The organism is Ruegeria sp. CE12 (assembly GCF_056537525.1).
Window position 1 is genome coordinate 299719 of sequence record NZ_JBQFRS010000001.1, and the last position, 18027, is coordinate 317745.

General features: G+C 54.2%; 15 protein-coding genes. 4 read left to right on the plus strand and 11 right to left on the minus strand.

Annotated elements, in window-relative coordinates; translation table 11 throughout:
* Positions 1 to 40: 40 nt before the first annotated feature.
* The 3 genes from ACR0IO_RS01455 to ACR0IO_RS01465 all read right to left on the minus strand — a co-directional run bounded on the left by ACR0IO_RS01455 (position 41) and on the right by ACR0IO_RS01465 (position 1963).
* Positions 41 to 454: a secondary thiamine-phosphate synthase enzyme YjbQ gene (locus ACR0IO_RS01455; protein ID WP_480738859.1), complete on the minus strand. Its 414-nt coding sequence runs from the start codon at positions 452 to 454 to the stop codon at positions 41 to 43.
* A 504-nt stretch (positions 455 to 958) separates the two neighbouring features.
* Positions 959 to 1504, minus strand: a complete 546-nt coding sequence (locus tag ACR0IO_RS01460) for a DUF4166 domain-containing protein (RefSeq protein ID WP_480738861.1) — start codon at positions 1502 to 1504, stop codon at positions 959 to 961.
* Positions 1505 to 1507: 3 nt separating this feature from the next.
* Complete coding sequence (locus tag ACR0IO_RS01465) at positions 1508 to 1963, minus strand: thiol-disulfide oxidoreductase DCC family protein (RefSeq protein WP_480738864.1); 456 nt, start codon at positions 1961 to 1963, stop codon at positions 1508 to 1510.
* 369 nt (positions 1964 to 2332) lie between these two features.
* Between ACR0IO_RS01465 and ACR0IO_RS01470 the strand changes: the two genes are divergently transcribed.
* A complete protein-coding gene (locus ACR0IO_RS01470) occupies positions 2333 to 3361 on the plus strand; it encodes a helix-turn-helix domain-containing protein (RefSeq protein WP_480738866.1) in 1029 nt (342 codons plus the stop codon).
* 177 nt (positions 3362 to 3538) lie between these two features.
* Here ACR0IO_RS01470 and rpoD read toward each other — a convergent pair whose 3' ends face one another.
* The 8 genes from rpoD to ACR0IO_RS01510 all read right to left on the minus strand — a co-directional run bounded on the left by rpoD (position 3539) and on the right by ACR0IO_RS01510 (position 14743).
* Positions 3539 to 5527: an RNA polymerase sigma factor RpoD gene (rpoD, locus tag ACR0IO_RS01475; RefSeq protein WP_170332793.1), complete on the minus strand. Its 1989-nt coding sequence runs from the start codon at positions 5525 to 5527 to the stop codon at positions 3539 to 3541.
* Between the two features lie 114 nt (positions 5528 to 5641).
* Positions 5642 to 7591, minus strand: a complete 1950-nt coding sequence (gene dnaG / locus ACR0IO_RS01480; protein ID WP_480738871.1) for a DNA primase — start codon at positions 7589 to 7591, stop codon at positions 5642 to 5644.
* Between the two features lie 80 nt (positions 7592 to 7671).
* Complete coding sequence (locus ACR0IO_RS01485; protein WP_155136102.1) at positions 7672 to 7968, minus strand: hypothetical protein; 297 nt, start codon at positions 7966 to 7968, stop codon at positions 7672 to 7674.
* Between the two features lie 33 nt (positions 7969 to 8001).
* Positions 8002 to 8547: a sarcosine oxidase subunit gamma gene (locus tag ACR0IO_RS01490; RefSeq protein WP_480738875.1), complete on the minus strand. Its 546-nt coding sequence runs from the start codon at positions 8545 to 8547 to the stop codon at positions 8002 to 8004.
* Positions 8540 to 11473 (minus strand): sarcosine oxidase subunit alpha family protein, encoded by a 2934-nt coding sequence (locus ACR0IO_RS01495; RefSeq protein ID WP_480738877.1) that lies wholly within the window; start codon positions 11471 to 11473, stop codon positions 8540 to 8542. Before ACR0IO_RS01495 ends, ACR0IO_RS01490 begins: the two co-directional genes overlap by 8 nt.
* The gene (locus tag ACR0IO_RS01500; RefSeq protein ID WP_480738880.1) at positions 11470 to 11733 is read right to left on the minus strand and encodes a sarcosine oxidase subunit delta; all 264 of its coding nucleotides are present in this window, start codon (positions 11731 to 11733) and stop codon (positions 11470 to 11472) included. Before ACR0IO_RS01500 ends, ACR0IO_RS01495 begins: the two co-directional genes overlap by 4 nt.
* 48 nt (positions 11734 to 11781) lie before the next feature.
* Positions 11782 to 13035 (minus strand): sarcosine oxidase subunit beta family protein, encoded by a 1254-nt coding sequence (locus tag ACR0IO_RS01505; RefSeq protein WP_480738882.1) that lies wholly within the window; start codon positions 13033 to 13035, stop codon positions 11782 to 11784.
* A gap of 277 nt (positions 13036 to 13312) precedes the next feature.
* Positions 13313 to 14743 carry a Glu/Leu/Phe/Val family dehydrogenase gene (locus tag ACR0IO_RS01510; RefSeq protein WP_170332783.1) on the minus strand — a complete coding sequence of 477 codons (1431 nt, stop codon included), beginning with the start codon at positions 14741 to 14743 and terminating at the stop codon, positions 13313 to 13315.
* 419 nt (positions 14744 to 15162) lie between these two features.
* Between ACR0IO_RS01510 and ACR0IO_RS01515 the strand changes: the two genes are divergently transcribed.
* From ACR0IO_RS01515 to ACR0IO_RS01525, 3 genes are read left to right on the plus strand one after another with little or no spacing between them, the layout of a single operon-like run.
* Entirely contained in the window at positions 15163 to 16890 is a 1728-nt protein-coding gene (locus ACR0IO_RS01515) for a pilus assembly protein TadG-related protein (protein ID WP_480738885.1), read from the plus strand.
* The gene (locus tag ACR0IO_RS01520; RefSeq protein ID WP_155135486.1) at positions 16887 to 17450 is read left to right on the plus strand and encodes a TadE/TadG family type IV pilus assembly protein; all 564 of its coding nucleotides are present in this window, start codon (positions 16887 to 16889) and stop codon (positions 17448 to 17450) included. The genes ACR0IO_RS01515 and ACR0IO_RS01520 overlap by 4 nt, the downstream gene beginning before the upstream one ends.
* A complete protein-coding gene (locus ACR0IO_RS01525) occupies positions 17437 to 18024 on the plus strand; it encodes a TadE/TadG family type IV pilus assembly protein (protein ID WP_480738889.1) in 588 nt (195 codons plus the stop codon). Before ACR0IO_RS01520 ends, ACR0IO_RS01525 begins: the two co-directional genes overlap by 14 nt.
* Positions 18025 to 18027 lie beyond the last annotated feature (3 nt).

Sequence of the window (18027 nt, forward strand, 5' to 3'; positions counted from 1 at the left end):
GATTTGGGTAGTCGGAATTTTTCAACGCAAGATAAAGGGGTCAGGCGAAGTGCGCAGCCACCTTACGCGCATGAGGTGCGCTGCGGTGTTCAAACAGATAGATGCCTTGCCATGTGCCCAATACCGGCTGCCCTTTGACAACAGGAATCGACAACGAAACCGGCATCATTACCGCTTTGATATGGGCGGGCATATCATCAGGACCTTCATAGGTGTGCCGCAGATAAGACATCGAAGGATGATCCGAAGGCGGGACCAGACGCTCAAAAAATGCCTGCAAGTCCGACTGAACCTCAGGGTCAGCGTTTTCCTGTATCAGCAATGAACACGAAGTATGGCGGACGAACAGCGTCAACAGCCCGTCCCCACCGACCGAGTTCAGCCAAGCACGAATTTCCGCAGTAAACTCATAGAGTCTTGAACCGCGCGTTTGAACGATGAACTCGGTCTGCATTTCAGCCTTTTACCAATGATTTATCTGTCTATGAAGGGCCGGAGATTGCAACGCCCGTTTGCCCCTTGTACCGACATGCTGTCACCGGGTTGAAAACCGGCGGAGACGAAACTGCCCTGTTGAGGCGTGCCACCAGTTGGGGCCTTAAGCGTAAACTGAACAGCCGTGCGGCGGCCGGTGGTAACACTGGGGCCGTAACCTCTCAGTACGTATATCCTCTGCTGCCACCCAGCACCCAGAGTTCGCCGTGCAAAATCAGCGGCAGCACACCAATAGCCATCCACATCTCTTCGAGTTCTTGGAATAACTTCAAAATCGGTGCTGTTGATCGCCTCTGTCCGATAACCGTTCGGGGCTGCACTTACCTCGATAGCTGCGCTCAGCGCCACCGCTGTGAGAACTGAAACTCTAACAATCTGTTTCATCATTAACATCTTTCCTATGTTGACCTGAAACAAAGACTAGTATGTCGCAATTATCAGGACAGTGAAGTTCACAATCATTTCAAACGTCGGCCAGTTCCGCGTGAACCGGAGACAACCATCCCTGATATCGTATCAGCATTCCCAATCCGGGCACATCGGCTGAAACATCAAACCGAAATCGTCCCTCATCATCTTGCCATTCAACAGTATTGGATCGCGGCAGAAGAAATCGCGGACACGGCACCCCAAGAACGTGAAGACGAAGAATTTCTATACTTAGTTTCTCACCACGCATGACGGGCTTCAACCAGATAGACAAAGCCCCGATCCGCTCATTTACACAGTCAAGACGTGGGTCATAGGTCAGCCGAGATCGGGTTAAATGCGTGCCGAACTTCCGTTCCCAGATCCAGTTCTTTTCCTGGCTTACTACCTCGAGTGAGACTGGCGCGTCCTCTGATGCTGCCGGGAAACCGCCAAGTCTGAGCAATAGTGAGATCATCCCCCTCTCACCACGTTCAATCCGGCAACGCCCAACATAAGCGCCCGCCCCACTGTGCAATTGTCTGACGGCAGGTGGGACAGGTTCTCCTGTTGCAAGAGACACTAGAAACGGATCAGGCATTCTTCAGAACCCTTGCGGCAAAAATCGGGACCTGATCGCCTGATCGGGCACCATACAGGTGTCGTATCGACCGAAGAACTCATAACGATTTCGGGCAATTAAGTTGTACAATGGATCTTTGAGAATTGACGGCAAGAAGCGACAAATGGAAAGCACCGGCCAAGGGCCCGGCAGAACCCTCATGGCAACGGCAAATGCATCCAGCTTTTGATAAACAACGCCCCTCACGATCACGAGATTGGTTTCGAAATCATCCGTTGGCAAACCCAGCTTTGAATAGAGTTTCTGCCCAACTGGGGATTGCGCCGTAGCAAAGCTAAACCGTTGGTTCCGGTCATGTTTCAGCATGAAGTGGAAAAAGCGCGAACACAAAACGCATTCGCCATCGAATACGATGAGGTCGTCTTCATAACCCGTTATGTCAGATGAACTTTCCGGCAATCCTGATCTCTGCTGCACTACACACTCAGTCAAAACTGCCACGCCGGTCTGCACCCGGCAATGCGACATGTAGGGCTGCCAAGGCATTGTTTCTTTCAGAGTGTAGACGTGTCGGGGAGCTTCGGACCGGTGATGTCCAGAGCTCAGCCTAATCCCCAAAAGGCACCGACCCGACACATCCTGTCATTTAGGAACCTGCCCGTGGATTCTCTTTCTCTAAACTGACAATGATTTGTGAGTATCGGTCAAAATGGCGCAGACACATGATTACCGGGGCTGACGCTCTGCGGTTCAGAAGTAGAAAAAACTACCTCTAACAAAGCCATGTGTCCAAATTTCTCAAACTTGCTAATATGATATCTGGTTAAACAGGGTTCAGACTTCACGATGGATGTCGATGTTTCCAGAATCCACATGCTGATCAAGGCGCTGAATGATCAGGCGCAGGATCAGCCACTCGTTAGTCAGGTCATGAAAAACAGTGGCCTGAAGCAGGAAGACATTGCCCCACCCGCAACTGTCTACAGCGCCCATGGCGAAGCACTGTTTGTCCGATACGCATGCGATGCATTGGATGACATTACATTTGGCGCCAGGTCTGGTTTGTTGGTTTCCTCCTCCTCCAGCCTGACAGCCTATATCAGCAAATACTCACGCGATCTTCGCCAGGCCATGGAGAATGCAGGCCGGTTTCACAAGTTCATTGATCCGGCCATTGTTTTTAGCCTGCGTGTCTCAGGGAACTTCGCTTCACTGGAGGCTGACTGGAAAGACCCAAGCTTTGCCCGATATCATCGGAGAACTGAATTTCTGATGTTTGCTGCGCTGGCGCGCATGCGCACGCTCACACAATCTAAAATCTACCCGATTGAGATTCGCTTTCAGCACGAGATCGGACATCACGAAGCGATTTACCAAAAAATCGACGGCTTCCCGGTGGTGTTTGGTGCGGAGAAAATGGAAATTGTTTTACCGCTCTCTGCCCTCGACATTGGTATTCCCACATATGACCCCAGCCTGCGCGCGCATTTGTTGGACTACGGGGAACGCCTGCTTGCCGAAAGCCAATCGACCAAGAACATGGTACGTGCACAGGTCGAGGGACTGATTACACGTTCAATGCCGGGTCATGTCATTCCCGCCGAAGAAGCAGCAACCCGCCTGGGAATGAGCCCGAGAACACTGACACGCCGCCTGCAATCCGAGGGGACCGGCTATCGCGAGGTCGTGGAAGACCTACGATGCGATCTGGCTCAAACATTTATCAAAAACGGAATGACCCTGTCCGAGATCTCATACTCGCTTGGGTACGCTGATCAGGCAGCGTTTTCGAATGCCTTTAAACGGTGGACTGGACAAGCACCGAGCACATTCAAAAAACGGGTGAGCCACCCCATCAACGTGTCGAAACGGTAACCGGGGGTCATCAGCTAGAATGCCTCGCCCCGGCCAGCCCCATGAGTGGACAGGAGAGACATAAAACCGGGACAACTCAATGCCTTGTGAAATCTCGCCAAAGTTATGTCACAGATGGCCACATGTTGGTGTTTGGCCAACAAAAAAAAAGACGCCTCAGATGAGGCGCCTTTGTTTTTACTGATCCAGGAAAGATCGTAATTTGCGCGACCGACTGGGGTGCTTCAGCTTGCGGAGAGCCTTCGCCTCAATCTGACGGATACGTTCGCGGGTCACGCTGAACTGTTGACCAACTTCTTCCAGCGTATGGTCGGTGTTCATGCCGATGCCAAAGCGCATCCGCAGAACCCGTTCTTCACGCGGCGTGAGCGAGGCCAGAACCCGTGTGGTCGTTTCCTTGAGGTTTTCCTGAATAGCGCTGTCCAGTGGCAGCACGGCATTCTTGTCCTCGATGAAATCGCCCAGCTGGCTGTCTTCTTCGTCGCCAATTGGCGTTTCGAGCGAGATTGGCTCCTTGGCGATTTTCATCACCTTGCGAACCTTCTCCAGCGGCATCTGCAGCTTTTCGGCTAGTTCTTCCGGTGTCGGTTCGCGGCCGATTTCATGCAGCATCTGACGGCCGGTCCGGACCAACTTGTTGATCGTTTCGATCATGTGAACCGGAATACGGATCGTACGAGCCTGATCCGCGATTGAGCGCGTGATTGCCTGACGAATCCACCAGGTCGCATAGGTCGAGAACTTGTACCCGCGGCGGTATTCGAACTTGTCCACCGCCTTCATCAGGCCGATGTTACCTTCCTGAATAAGATCAAGGAATTGCAGGCCACGGTTCGTGTATTTTTTGGCGATCGAAATCACCAGGCGCAGGTTGGCCTCGACCATTTCTTTCTTGGCCTGACGCGCTTCTTTCTCACCCTTCTGAACCTGCTGCACGATGCGGCGGAATTCGGGGATATCCAGACCGACATACTGACCGACCTGAGCCATGTCGTTGCGCAGCTCTTCAACTTTGGCGGTCGAGCGTTCGATGAACATCTGCCAGCCCCGGCCCGGCTTCTCGGCCATGTCGGCCAGCCAGTTCGGGTCCAGTTCGCGCCCGCGATAGGCGTCGATGAATTCACGACGGTTGATGCGGGCTTGGTCGGCCAGCTTCACCATCGAGCTGTCCAACGACATGATCCGGCGATTGATGCCATAAAGCTGGTCAATCAGCGCTTCGATACGGTTGTTGTGCAGATGCAGGCCGTTCACCAGTTCTACGATCTCGGCGCGCAGCTTCTGGTAGGTCGCTTCGTCTTTCTCGCTGAACGAATTGTCTTCATTCAGTGTGGCCGAAATCCGGCTGTCCTGCATTTCAGACAACATCGAGAAGTCGGTCGAGATCCGCTCCAAAGTGGTCAGAACCTGATCTTTCAGTGCGGCTTCCATCGCGGCCAAAGACATATTGGCCTGTTCGTCGTCATCGTCGTCATCATCGTTGTTCAGCGGGTTGCCATCGGCATCCAACTCAGGACCCGTATCCTTGGCTGGCTTTGCCGCCTGCACTGCCGAGGTATCCACGACAGGTTCTTCAACATCGCCGTCTTCGTCCATCTGGTTGCCAAATGTGGCCTCCAGATCGATGACATCACGCAGAAGAATATCTTCGGACAGCAATTCGTCGTGCCAGATGGTGATCGCCTGGAAGGTAAGCGGGCTTTCGCACAGACCGGCGATCATGGTGTTCCGACCGGCCTCGATCCGCTTGGCGATGGCAATCTCGCCTTCGCGGCTCAACAGTTCGACCGAGCCCATTTCGCGCAAGTACATGCGCACTGGGTCATCGGTGCGATCCAACTTTTCGGTGGCGGCACCAGCAAGTGCAACCTCACGGTTGCTTTCGGTTGTGACGAGTTCGGTCGAGCCTTTATTCTCTTCCTCCTCGGCCTCTTCATCTTCGATGATGTTGATGCCCATCTCGGACAGCATCGACATTACGTCTTCGATCTGTTCCGAGCTGACCTGATCAGGCGGCAGAACCTGATTGAGCTGGTCGTAGGTGATGTAACCTTTCTCGCGAGCCTCGGCGATCATCTTTTTGACCTGGGCCTGGCTCATGTCCAGCGAGATTTCCTGTTCCTGCTCTTCGGATTTGCGATCCTCAGTCGTGTCCTTGGCGGCCATTCAGTGCTCCTGCAGGGATGGGTGATTCGTTTGAACCGAATCATTAGCGCGAAGAAGTGATTCGGCTACCCGTTTACCCGTTTTTCTTTTCCAGTGCCTTACGAAAACACCACTTTACCGGCGTTTCCGTTCAAAATTGATACCCGACATGATCGCCGCAAACGCGTCTTTCTCGTCTCGGTTGATTCGCGCGCCATTGTCAGCGACATCGAAAACCGCCCTGTCTTCGTTCTGGCTACGGCTTGTGCGGTTACGTTCTTCGGCGGCCTGAGCCAACCGGTACGTCAGCGCCTCATCAGCCAGATCGGACAGTTCTTCCGCAGCTTCGGCAATCTCGGCATCCAACCCCCGGAGCGCTTTGATCTTTGCGAGTTCCTCGGCCAGCGTCATCTCGGCCTTTTCAACGTCGCCTGGTTTGAACACACAGGGGATTACTGCCACATGGCGAAGGCTCAACAAGTTTTCAAGGGCATGCGGGCCCATTGCTGCAATAATGTGGTCTTGCAGGTTGTCCGGATCGTCAATCGCATGCCGCAATATGGCCTCGCGCAACGCAGCATGATCAGGGTCATGGCATTCCATTTCTTCCAGCTGATGTTCAAACTGAACAACTACCTTTGGGTTCAGGATTGCGATGGCCAGAATGGCTGCTTCACGCAGTTGAATGTCCGCATTCTCGGATGAGGCCAAGAATGAGGTCCTTGCCCCTGGCGACGCAGGTTGAGGTTGGGACTTCCAATTTCCGCGCGGCTGCCAGTTTCGGTTTTGCGATTGGCGCTGTGGCCGGAACAGCTGCCAGCGAAGGTCTTTTATCTCTTGTCCGTAGTGATTGCGGATAGATGGATCGCGGATCAGTTTGATCTTTTCCCTCAGGGACTTGTCGAGAGCGGCCTTGCGTTCAGGACTGTCAAAGACCTTTCCCTCAGTCTCTCGTTGCCACAGCAGCTTGACCATAGGAATCGCACCTTCCAGAACCGTTTGAACGGCCCCTGCCCCCTCTGCCCGCAGCAGATCGTCAGGGTCTTTACCCTCTGGCATCAGCGCAAAGCGCAGTGATTTTCCCGCTTCCAGCAACGGCAACGCCAGATCCACTGCCCGCATCGCTGCGCGCAAACCCGCCGTGTCACCGTCCAACGCGATGATCGGTTCGTCTGAGATGCGCCAAAGCAGTTGAAGCTGATGTTCGGTAATCGCAGTTCCCAGCGGCGCGACAGACGCACCAAACCCGGCCTCGGCCAGCGCAATCACATCCATATAGCCTTCGGCAACAATCAATGGCTGACCCTTGCCGGCAGACTGTCGCGCAGGCCCGTGATTATAAAGGCTGCGGCCTTTATCGAACAATTCAGTCTCGGGTGAGTTCAGGTACTTGGCATTGTCGTTGGGGTCCATCGCTCGCCCGCCAAACGCAATACACCGCCCGCGCGGATCCCGGATCGGGTACATGATCCGGTTGCGGAACGTATCGTAGGGCTTTTTGCCTTTATTCGAAGGCTTAGCCAGTCCGGCACCAAGGATCAGATCTTCTTCGATGCTCTTGCCACGCATGTGATCCCAAAGCCCCTGCCAACCGTCAGGCGCAAATCCGATCTCCCAGCGATCCAGCGCCTTTTCATCCAAACCCCGGCGCGAGAGATAATCCCGCGCATCTGCCCCTGCCGCTGTTTTGAGCTGCAGGCGGAAGAACTGCGCCGCCTGCTCCATCACATCGGCAAGCTGACTACGGCGATCCTGCTTTTCTTGCGCTTTTGGATCGCGCGCCGGCATAGGCATACCAGCCTCTCGGGCGAGGATTTCAACCGCTTCGATGAACGAAACGTTTTCCGTCTCTTTCACAAAGCTGATCGCGTCGCCTTTGGCGTGACAACCAAAGCAATAGTAGAACCCCTTTTGGTCATCCACGTGGAATGACGCCGTCTTTTCATGGTGAAAAGGACAAGGTGCCCACATATCCCCCTTGCCCTGATTGGACTTGCGGGCATCCCACGTGACTTTGCGCCCCACGACTTGAGACAGGCTCAGTCGGGTACGTAGTTCATCCAGAAATCCAGGGGGCAGTGACATGTATCAAACCTGACAGAAACAGAAACGCTCGCCAAGGGATTGACGAGCGTTTGTCCACAGCGAATTCGCAAACCTGTGGATTATTGCTGTAAACACAGCTCCAGCCAGGCAGCACCAAGGTCCTTTTTGCGCACATCGCGCATCTTTTGCTCATAGACCCAAGGCGTAATCAACGGAATTGCCGCGTTGTAGTTCTCGGGCCATGTAGGACCAGTTGCGGCGACCGCCTCGGCCACATCGCGCTCCTTGACCTTGTCGAGTCGTGCCTTTTGGACAGCAGCAACAACATCTGCCTGATACTGACAGCTTTGTTCCTTGGTCTCGGCAGCAGCCAGAGGTGTAGCCAGCAATGCAGCGGCAACGGCAATACGCAACATGGGGTTCTCCCGGAATCGTTTCTTTGCCGTAGCTTACCCTCGCGTGGCCACGCCTTCCATCGCCCTTTTCAAATCGTGAACCAATGTCTCAGCCATCGAGCGAAACACCATGATCTGAAATGCATTTTCACCGACACGCGTGATCGACGCCGCCATGTGAAACAACAGGCTGCGCACCGTATGACCGCGTTTGAAATGCCCGGACCTGAGATCAACCGGCACCAATCGCGCCAATACCTGCTCAGCCCGATCACCTTCCAGCCGGACAACCGCCCAGGCATCAGACTGATCCACCACAGCGGCATGTTTCTCAAGCGATGCATCCGGCTCTGGCCCCATAAGCATTGCGTGAGAATGCCCGAACCAGACCGCGCGCGCGCCAGACTTTCCGGTCGCACGATTGGCGGCGGGATATGCCATCCCGTGCGCAGCCTTCATCGCATCGGTCAGGGCCTTTTTCTGTCCCTTCAATGGCGAAACTGAAGAGATGGCACCTACATCCTCTTCGCTGACAGAAACCGATCCAACGGTCAGAGGCAAAAGACCGGCACAGGCTGTCTTGGCAATCAGCTTATCCACGAACGCGCCCTCCCTCGGGGTCAAAGAACACTGGATTTACCACCTCGCAAAGCGTGGTTACGCCACGCAGGTGATCCACCATTTTCACAACCTCGCCTTCGCGGTCTGGCCCATCCGCCAGAAACGCCAGCCCGATCATGGTTTCCAGCGTCGGAGAGTAACAAACAGATGTTATGTATCCCTGATCGCTGGTCCGCACGGGTTCGGCTTCTTCTTTGTAAAGATGTGCCCCGGCCAGCAGTTGCCTGCTTTCTCCGATTGGCTTGAGGCCGACCAGTCGTTCGCGCCCCACCTCTTCCAGACCCGGTCGCTCTGACATGGTTTTACCGATACAGTCTTTCTTCTGCGAAACCATCCGGCCCATGCCGATATCATAAGCGGTAGTGCGACCATGGATTTCCGCGTGCGTGATAAAACCTTTTTCGATCCGCAAAACGTTCAGGGCTTCCATACCGTACAAACCACCACCCAGCGCCTCGGCCCGTTCAATCAGAATATCGAACAGGCTGGCTCCGTAGCGGGCAGGAACCGCTATTTCATAGGCATGTTCACCCGAGAATGAGATGCGGAACAAACGTCCTTTGACACCCAGCAATTCAACTTTCCCACAAGCCATGAAAGGCCAGCTTTCATCGTCAAGTACTTGATCTAAAATGTCATTCAGCAATTCGCGTGATTTCGGTCCGGCAACAGCGAATTGTGCCCACTGCTCTGTTACTGACGTGAAGGACACATCCATATCTGGGCACAAACCCTGATGCACAAACTCGAGATGTTTCATCACCTCACCCGCCGCAGCGGTTGTCGTTGTCATCAGGTAGTGATTTTCACCCAATCGCGCAGTTGTGCCGTCATCCATCACATAGCCGTCTTCGCGCAGCATCAGGCCATAGCGCACACGCCCAACCTTCAGCGTCGAGAACATGTTGGTATAGACGAAATCCAGAAACTTTCCCGCATCCGGGCCCTGAATATCGATCTTGCCCAGCGTCGAGACATCGCAGACACCGACCGCATCACGCACCTGTTTGACCTCACGATCACAGGATTCCCGCCAAGTGGTTTCGCCCGTTCTGGGGAAGTAGCTCGGCCGATACCACAATCCTGCCTCGATCATCGGAGCATTTCGCGCGACGGAAGCTTTGTGTGAAGTTGTAAAACGCTGAGGCTTGAAACCCTCGCCTTCTGCACCAGCGCCATAGGCCCCGATAGCAATCGGTGAATATGGCGGGCGGAATGTGGTGGTTCCGGTTTCCGGAATGCCCCTCCCCGTCGCATCCGCCAAAATAGCCAGCGCTGCAACATTCGAGTTCTTACCCTGATCCGTCGCCATACCTTGTGTGGTGTAGCGCTTCATATGCTCTACCGAGCGGAAGTTCTCGGTTGCCGCCTGTTTGACGTCTTTGACAGTCACATCGTTCTGGAAATCCAGCCACGCACGCCCTTTGCCCGGAACCGCCCAAAGCTGCGTGATCTCGTAAGACGCATCTTCTGCTGCAGGCAATGCCATATCCGGTGCTGTCAGACCAAGCCCTTCCAGCGCTTCACCCGCCGCAGAAATTCCCTCGCGCAAACAGGCCGAAGTCGAGAATGAACCGTTGCAGGCCCCTGCAATCGACATTCCAGGGACTGATCCAGGTGTCGGCACAAACGCTTCGATATCGCGCCGCCACGTGGGTCGTCCATTCATGTGGCAGGTCAGGTGCACCGACGGGTTCCAGCCTCCGGTCATGGCAAGACAGTCTGTGTGAATACGTTCCTCGCCGCTTGGGCGCCGTACCGTAATGGATTCAAGCCCTTTTCGGCCCGAACTACCACAAACCTGAGCACCGCGCAGAACCTGATAGTCCTTCGACAGCGGAGCGTCATGACGGCTGTCGATCACGGCCGCGACATGAACACCAGCATCCAGCAAATCACGCGCTGTACGGTGAATGTCATCCGTATTGCCAAAGATCGTGACATTCCGACCCGCGCTGACTCCCCAACGGTTCAGATAGGCCCGCACCGCGCCAGCGGTCATGATCCCGGGGCGGTCGTTGTCGCGAAAGGCAACCGGGCGCTCCAACGCGCCAGCCGCCAGCACTGAACGTTTTGCTACGATACGCCAATAGGTCTCAAGCGGTGCACCATTCGGTCGACGCTCGGTATGATGCAGCACACGTTCAAGAGCCGCGAAAGTGCCCTGATCATAAGCGCCTGCAACCGTCGTCCGTGTCATCAGCCGAACGTTTTCCATCGACTTCAGTTCAGCCAAAACCTCGTCGGCCCAGACATATCCAGGCTTCCCATCGATTTCATAGGTTTCAGCCAGCAGACGCCCGCCCATCCGATTGCTTTCATCGGCTAGAATGACGTCAGCGCCAGCGCGCGCGGCGGTAAGTGCTGCAATCAGCCCTGCGGGTCCGGCACCGATAACAAGCAAGTCGCAGAAGGCATAAGAGCTTTCATACTTGTCCGTATTGTCCTGCCCAGACAATGCACCCAGCCCCGCAGCGCGCCGGATCGCGGGTTCATAGACCTTTTCCCAAAAGCTCTTGGGCCACATGAAGGTCTTGTAGTAGAACCCTGCCCCCAAGAACGGGGCCGCCAGATCGTTGAGCGACAAAAGATCAAAGTTCAGGCTGGGCCAGCGGTTCTGACTACGTGCCTCAAGACCAGGATAGACCTCCTGCATCGTGGCGCGCACATTAGGCTCCTGTGTCGGACCACTTCCAACCGTCATAAGCGCATTTGGTTCTTCGCTGCCCGCCGTCAAAACCCCACGTGGGCGATGATATTTGAAAGATCGCCCCATCAGTCGCTGCTCATTTGCAAGCAGAGCTGAGGCAAGTGTGTCGCCTTCAAACCCGGAATAGCTGATACCGTCAAAGACGAAAGGAACGGGCTTCGAACGATCAATCAGACCCTTACCATTGATCCTCATGATTTCGCCTCCGATGCCAGCTCAGTCTTCAGAACCTCATGCGTAACGGTGTCCCGGGTCACGACGACCCATGCCCCGCAGCCGCCTTCGTGGTACCAGAGGTCGCGCGTCACACCGGCTGGATTATCACGTAGATAAACGAAGTTATCCCATGCCTCTTCACCCGCGTCAGGCGCCGGGCGCTCAAGATCGACCGCTGCGCCGCGATAGTAAAACTCACGCCGGTCCCGTTCTCCGCAATGCGGACAGGTGATCCTCATGACCGCGCCCCTTGCTGTACTTTGTTATGAAACTGCATCTACCCAACCTCAGTGCAGGTTATGCTGAGAGCCTTTGCCCTCTTCATCTATGATCCCACGCCCGGTCCGGAATCGATCCAGTCGAAAGCCGGTTGCATTCTCATGGTACTGCCCGGTGGCAATCAGATGCGCGAACACGTTGCCCGACCCCGGAACGGCCTTGAAACCACCGTAGTTCCAGCCGCAATTCAGGTAGAGCCCCTCGATATGCGTTGTATCGATAATCGGAGAACCATCAGGCGACATGTCCATGATCCCACCCCAGGATCGCAGAACCTTGGCCTTTGAGATCATCGGCATAAGCGTGACACCGGCCTCCATAACGCTTTCGACCGTCGGCAGATTGCCGCGTGCGGCGTAGGACGCGTAGAAATCAAGATCACCACCGAAGACAAGGCCACCCTTGTCCGACTGGCTGATATAGAAATGCCCCATGCCGAAGGTGACGACGTGATCGATGCAGGGCTTCAGCCCTTCGGTGACAAAGGCCTGCAAAACATGGCTTTCGACCGGCAGTCTCATTCCCGCCATCGCGGCCACCTGCCCCGAACGCCCGGCCGCGACCATAGCGACTTTCTTAGCCCGGATCGGACCGCGAGAGGTCTGCACACCACGTACCACACCGTTTTCGATGTCAATTCCGGTAACCTCGCAGTTCTGAATCAGATCAACACCGCGTTGATCCGCCCCGCGCGCGTATCCCCATGCCACAGCATCGTGACGAGCGGTCCCACCACGCGCGTGATAGAGGCCGCCGTAAATCGGAAAGCGCAAATTGTCGTAATTGAGGTACGGCAGCATAGATTTCAGCTCGTCCCGCCCCAGTAATACTGCGTCGTCGCCCTGACTGATCATCATGTTTCCACGACGTGCAGCTGCGTCCCGCTGGCCGTCGGAATGGAACAGGTTGATGATGCCGCGCTGCGAATGCATGACGTTGTAGTTCAGATCTTCTTCCAGCCCTTCCCACAGCTTCAACGAATGTGAATAGAACTCGGAATTTCCCTGAAGGAAGTAGTTGGCGCGCACGATCGTCGTGTTTCGACCAACGTTGCCGCCACCAATGTAGCCTTTTTCGAGTACCGCAACATTTGTCAGGCCATGTTCCTTGGCCAGATAATACGCGGTGCTCAGACCATGGCCGCCGCCGCCGATGATGACGATGTCATACTCAGCTTTCGGCTCAGGATCGCGCCAATGCGGCGTCCACCCTTTGTTACCAGTCAAACCCTCTTTGAGGACGCGTAAGCCGGAAAAACGCATTCAGATCTCCCTGCGAGTTCGTCGGCATCAAACCAACTCCCGAAAGCAGTAGCAATGCGGTGAAACGGTTCCGCCTCTGTTTTCGACATGAACTTGTCTATCGGCGACCAAAAAAATGGGCATCACGACTTACGCTTTGCAAGTCAGCATCGAATGAAAGGTATATATATCTGATAGTTAACCACATCAGACAGTATTCTCTGCCTGATGTTGCGCATAGTTCAAGAAAAACGACAATCGGCTTACCAATTCCAAGCCGATTGTCGCTCGTTTTCAGTTACAGACCTTTTGCGCGGTAGCTTTTCGACACGCGGTCAATCGCCACGATATAGGCAGCAGTCCGCAAATCATCGACGTCGGCCCGGTCATGCCAAACCTCGCTCATCGACTGATAGGCGATCCGCATGGTGTCATCGAGGCCTGACCGCACCAGTTCAAGCTCATCCGCACCTTTCAGATACTTAGCCTTAAAGTCCGGAGACATAGACCATGCATCGCCGAGGTAGCGATCAAGCCGTTCCAGTTCGCTGACGATCAGCTCATGCCGCGCCTCTTCCTGGCGACGCTGCATGCGACCGAACCGGATATGGCTAAGGTTCTTGACCCATTCAAAGTAAGAGACCGTCACACCACCCGCGTTGGCGTACATATCGGGGATAATAACAGTGCCTTTCTTGCGAAGAATCTCATCTGCACCCGCCGTCACTGGTCCATTTGCAGCCTCGATGATCAACGGTGCCTTGATGTTCTCTGCATTGGACAAGTTGATCACACCTTCCAGTGCCGCCGGGATCAGGATGTCACATTCCTGCTCCAGAACTGCGCCACCTTCGGCGGTGTGGGTCGCATCCGGATAGTCTTTTACACCGCCATGTTTGACGATCCACTGGCGTACAGCCTCCACATCAATCCCGTCGGGATTATAGAGTGCCCCATCCCATTCGATGATACCCACGATGCGAGAGCCGTCTTCTTCGCTCAGGAACTTGGCGGCGTGGTAGCCCACATTGCCCAACCCCTGCACGATTACCCGCTTGCCATCAAGTTTCCCGGACATTCCCGCTTTCTTGACGTCCTCGGGGTGACGGAAAAACTCGCGCAAGGCGTATTGAATACCGCGACCGGTTGCTTCCACGCGCCCCGCGATACCGCCAGCATTCAACGGCTTACCGGTAACGCAGGCACGCGAGTTGATGTCCGTGGTGTTCATCCGAGCGTATTGGTCAGCGATCCATGCCATTTCACGCTCACCCGTTCCCATATCAGGAGCAGGCACGTTCTGAGACGGATTGATCAGGTCACGTTTTGCCAGCTCATAGGCGAAACGACGGGTGATCTGCTCCAGTTCATGTTCTTCATACTGACGCGGATCAATACACAATCCACCCTTTGATCCACCAAACGGCGCTTCGACCAACGCGCATTTATACGTCATCAGCGCTGCAAGGGCTTCAACCTCATCCTGATTCACCGCCGTGGCATAACGAATACCACCCTTTACCGGCTCCATATGTTCGGAATGAACCGATCGATAACCAGTGAAAGTGTGGATTTGCCCGCGCAGGCGAACGCCAAATCGCACGGTATAGGTGGCGTTGCACACCCGGATCTTTTCCTCCAGCCCCGGCGGCAGGTCCATCAGGGACGCAGCCCTGTTAAACATCAGATCAACACTTTCACGAAAGCTGGGTTCATTGATGGGCGTCATAAAATCCTCCGTGCAGGTAAATGACTTACATATTGACGTTTTGTCGCACCCCTAACGGATCACTGCAATCGCCAACTGCACTTTTTTTCATCAAAAAATAAACAACCCGTTTCGCCGCTTACCGGCGAGTCGCTGTGGTTAACAAATAGAAGCGCATTGTCCCTACCAACGAAACAAACCCGCGGAGAGCGCGCGAACTAAAGCCAATTTCCATTCAATAATAGCAACATAGTGTCGAATCCGCCCAAATCTCGCCACGTTCCACATCTAAATTATTAAAGTTGCGAAGGTCTGGTTTCAGCGTGCCGTATCCGTGTGCGTGGCCGCCAAGGGGACTCGTTATGAGAAATTTTGATTGGAAGTCTAGATTCAATAAGCCCAGCCTGAAGAGCGCTCGCCCAAAATGGCTGGAAGCATTCATGGCGTCGGAAAGCGGCGCGATGACCATACTTACACTGTTCCTCATAATGATCGTTTTTGTTGCAGCAGGATTTGCCGTGGATGTCATGCGATATGATCGCGAGCGCGCCAAACTGCAGTATGCCCTGGACCGGGCGGTTCTTGCCGCTGCCGACCTTGATCAGGATTTGTGCCCGAAAGACGTTGTAAAAGACTACCTCAAAAAGGAAGGTCTGGATCAGTATCTGGTGGGAGAACCCATAGTCGAACCGGAGACCTGCGGATCGCAAGCGGTGGTGCTTGAAGGCTATCGCCGCGTCGAAGCGAGCGCGAAGATGGACATCGAAATGCACTTCATGAAGTGGCGCGGTGTTGAAACAATCGCCAGCGTCGCGTCCAGCGTGGCTGAAGAGTCGATCGGCAACGTGGAAATTTCGCTGGTTCTGGACGTCTCGGGCTCGATGCGCGGCACCAAGCTGACCAACCTCAAGAAAGCAGCCAACAATTTTATCGACGAGATGATCAACAAGTCCGAGGACGGCAAATTGTCGATCTCGATCGTGCCCTATTCCGAACAGGTTGCGATACCCAGTTACCTGATGGATCTGCTTAAAACTGAAGGTGAAAACGAAATCGCCAACTGTATCGACTTTAACAGCGGTGACTTCACAACAACAACTTTTGACAATTTTGACGCCAAAGATCCAAACAGCGGCCAAGTCGTCCGCGTTGGTACGCCAATTCCCAAAACACTTCACTTTACCGATTCAGGAAATGCAGACTATCGGCCCTCTAACGGCGTGGTAACAAGCTACACATGCTTGCCAAACACAGCCACGAGCCATCGTGAAATCACGATCATGCAAAAGGACGCTCAAAAGCTAAAGGATGAGATTGCCTTGCTGCAGGCGGATGGCTGGACATCTATCGATGTAGGTCTGAAATGGGGTCTGACGCTGTTGGACGAGAGCTTCCGTTACCTGACCAATGAAATGTCCAAAGACGGTCATATACCGACAGAGTTCAAAGCGCGCCCTGCACCAAACAAAAGTGCGGATACGCTGAAAGTTGTTGTGCTGATGACTGACGGTGCAAATACCAAGCAGCATTTGGTCCTCCCGCCTTATCATCAGGGTACATCTGACGTCTGGTGGAATGCATCTGACGATATCTATTCCTTCTACGACCGCGATCAAAGCAACTATATTTGGCCTGATGTTGAGATGACGGAATACAACTCCAGCAGGGGTTGGTATTGGGCGAGAGACGAGCGTCAGGATCACGCCTATGGGGAAGGCAATAGGAAGTATATGCAATACCAATGCACATCTTACAGCAACGGTACCTGCTATTCGATGAACCGAAGCCGATCCAGAGAAAAGTCAGAAGGCACCGATGTCGTAGAGCTGTCGTGGCCAGACCTTTGGAAACGTACGACCAAGTATCGTATCTATCAGATGCTCTACGATGCTTACGGTTCAAGCTATGCCTATGACTGGTACTATGCTGCATCGGACGAACTCGATCAGCCGGACAAAGATCCGCGTGTCAGATCGCTGTGTGACAAAGCAAAGGAAGAGAAGGTCATCACTTTCTCAATCGCCTTTGACGCCCCAACAGCGGCTAAAAATCTGCTGAAATACTGCATCAGCGACGACGGTGCATATTACGAGGCATCCAATGAGGATATCGTTGACGTCTTTGCCTCGATCGGTTCGACAATTCAGAACCTGCGGTTGACCCAATGATCCGCCGCGCGACCATATGGCTGCGCCGGTTTCGGCGCCGCGAAGACGGCAGTGCCACGATTGAACTGTTGTTCTGGTTTCCCTTCTTTATCTGGGTAACCTACTCCGGCGTTGATCTGGGTTTGATGTCGTTCCATCACGCAAATCTCGAACGAGCGCTGGACGAAACCATCCGCGAAGTACGGCTGAACCGATTGCCTGCGGGCGAGACCGAGTGGAAGCATGACCTGCTAAAAGATATGATCTGTGACCGCGCTCGACTTCTTCCCGATTGCGGCGCAAACCTGTCTCTGGAAATGAAATCGCTCGACCCCTTCTCTTCTTTGGCAGCGCAGAATTTGAATCAAACTCCACTTTGCGCGGACACGCCCGAGGAAGTCCGTAAACCTGAGGATCGGGTCTTTGAAGCGGGTGCATCCAACGAGTTGATGATCATTCGTGCATGTATGGAGGTTGCTCCCGTTTGGATCAGCACAATCCTAGGCCAGGGCGTCAGGGAGAATGCCAGCGGTCAATTCGAACTACATTCCACAACGGTGTTCGTCCATGAGCCTGCTTAATAATTCAATCGTCAGAAAACTACGGATCCACCTCAAGCGTTTCAAACGTAGCGAGGATGGACTGATTACGATCGAAGCAGTGTTGATGGTGCCGGTCCTGTTCTGGTCTCTGACCGCATCCTACACATTCTTCAACAGCTATCACCAAAGCGCGAGAAATCTGAAGGCAGCCTACGCGGTAGCAGATATCATCTCTCGTGAACGCGGCACCATTACGTCCACTTATGTCGAAACGCTGTATTCTTTGATGCAGAATATGGTCGAAGAGCGGTCTGACATGAACATGCGCATCTCATTCCTGCGCTACGACAAACCTGACAAGCGCCACTATGTCTTGTGGTCCTGCGCCCGGGGTGCTGACTTTACCACCAAGTGGGACAACGGCAACATTCATCAGCTCGAAGACCGTCTGCCCACTATGCCGGACAATGGCAAGATGATCGTGGTCGAGACAAGCAACCTCTATCGCCCGCCTTTCAAGCTGCTTGTCACGCGCCCGCCCTACTACATGAATAACTTTGTTTTCACGCACCCGCGCGTGTTCGACAACATCAACGCTGAGAACAACTGCTAAGGG

Bases quoted from the DNA above. Each gene is read 5' to 3' on its own strand.
- ACR0IO_RS01520 (WP_155135486.1), top strand. From the start codon at position 16,887: ATGATCCGCCGCGCGACCATATGGCTGCGCCGGTTTCGGCGCCGCGAA.
- dnaG (WP_480738871.1), bottom strand. From the start codon at position 7,591: ATGTCACTGCCCCCTGGATTTCTGGATGAACTACGTACCCGACTGAGC.
- ACR0IO_RS01495 (WP_480738877.1), bottom strand. From the start codon at position 11,473: ATGAGGATCAATGGTAAGGGTCTGATTGATCGTTCGAAGCCCGTTCCT.
- ACR0IO_RS01525 (WP_480738889.1), top strand. From the start codon at position 17,437: ATGAGCCTGCTTAATAATTCAATCGTCAGAAAACTACGGATCCACCTC.
- ACR0IO_RS01470 (WP_480738866.1), top strand. From the start codon at position 2,333: ATGGATGTCGATGTTTCCAGAATCCACATGCTGATCAAGGCGCTGAAT.
- ACR0IO_RS01510 (WP_170332783.1), bottom strand. From the start codon at position 14,743: ATGACGCCCATCAATGAACCCAGCTTTCGTGAAAGTGTTGATCTGATG.
- ACR0IO_RS01505 (WP_480738882.1), bottom strand. From the start codon at position 13,035: ATGCGTTTTTCCGGCTTACGCGTCCTCAAAGAGGGTTTGACTGGTAAC.
- rpoD (WP_170332793.1), bottom strand. From the start codon at position 5,527: ATGGCCGCCAAGGACACGACTGAGGATCGCAAATCCGAAGAGCAGGAA.
- ACR0IO_RS01485 (WP_155136102.1), bottom strand. From the start codon at position 7,968: ATGTTGCGTATTGCCGTTGCCGCTGCATTGCTGGCTACACCTCTGGCT.
- ACR0IO_RS01500 (WP_480738880.1), bottom strand. From the start codon at position 11,733: ATGAGGATCACCTGTCCGCATTGCGGAGAACGGGACCGGCGTGAGTTT.
- ACR0IO_RS01515 (WP_480738885.1), top strand. From the start codon at position 15,163: ATGGCGTCGGAAAGCGGCGCGATGACCATACTTACACTGTTCCTCATA.
- ACR0IO_RS01455 (WP_480738859.1), bottom strand. From the start codon at position 454: ATGCAGACCGAGTTCATCGTTCAAACGCGCGGTTCAAGACTCTATGAG.
- ACR0IO_RS01460 (WP_480738861.1), bottom strand. From the start codon at position 1,504: ATGCCTGATCCGTTTCTAGTGTCTCTTGCAACAGGAGAACCTGTCCCA.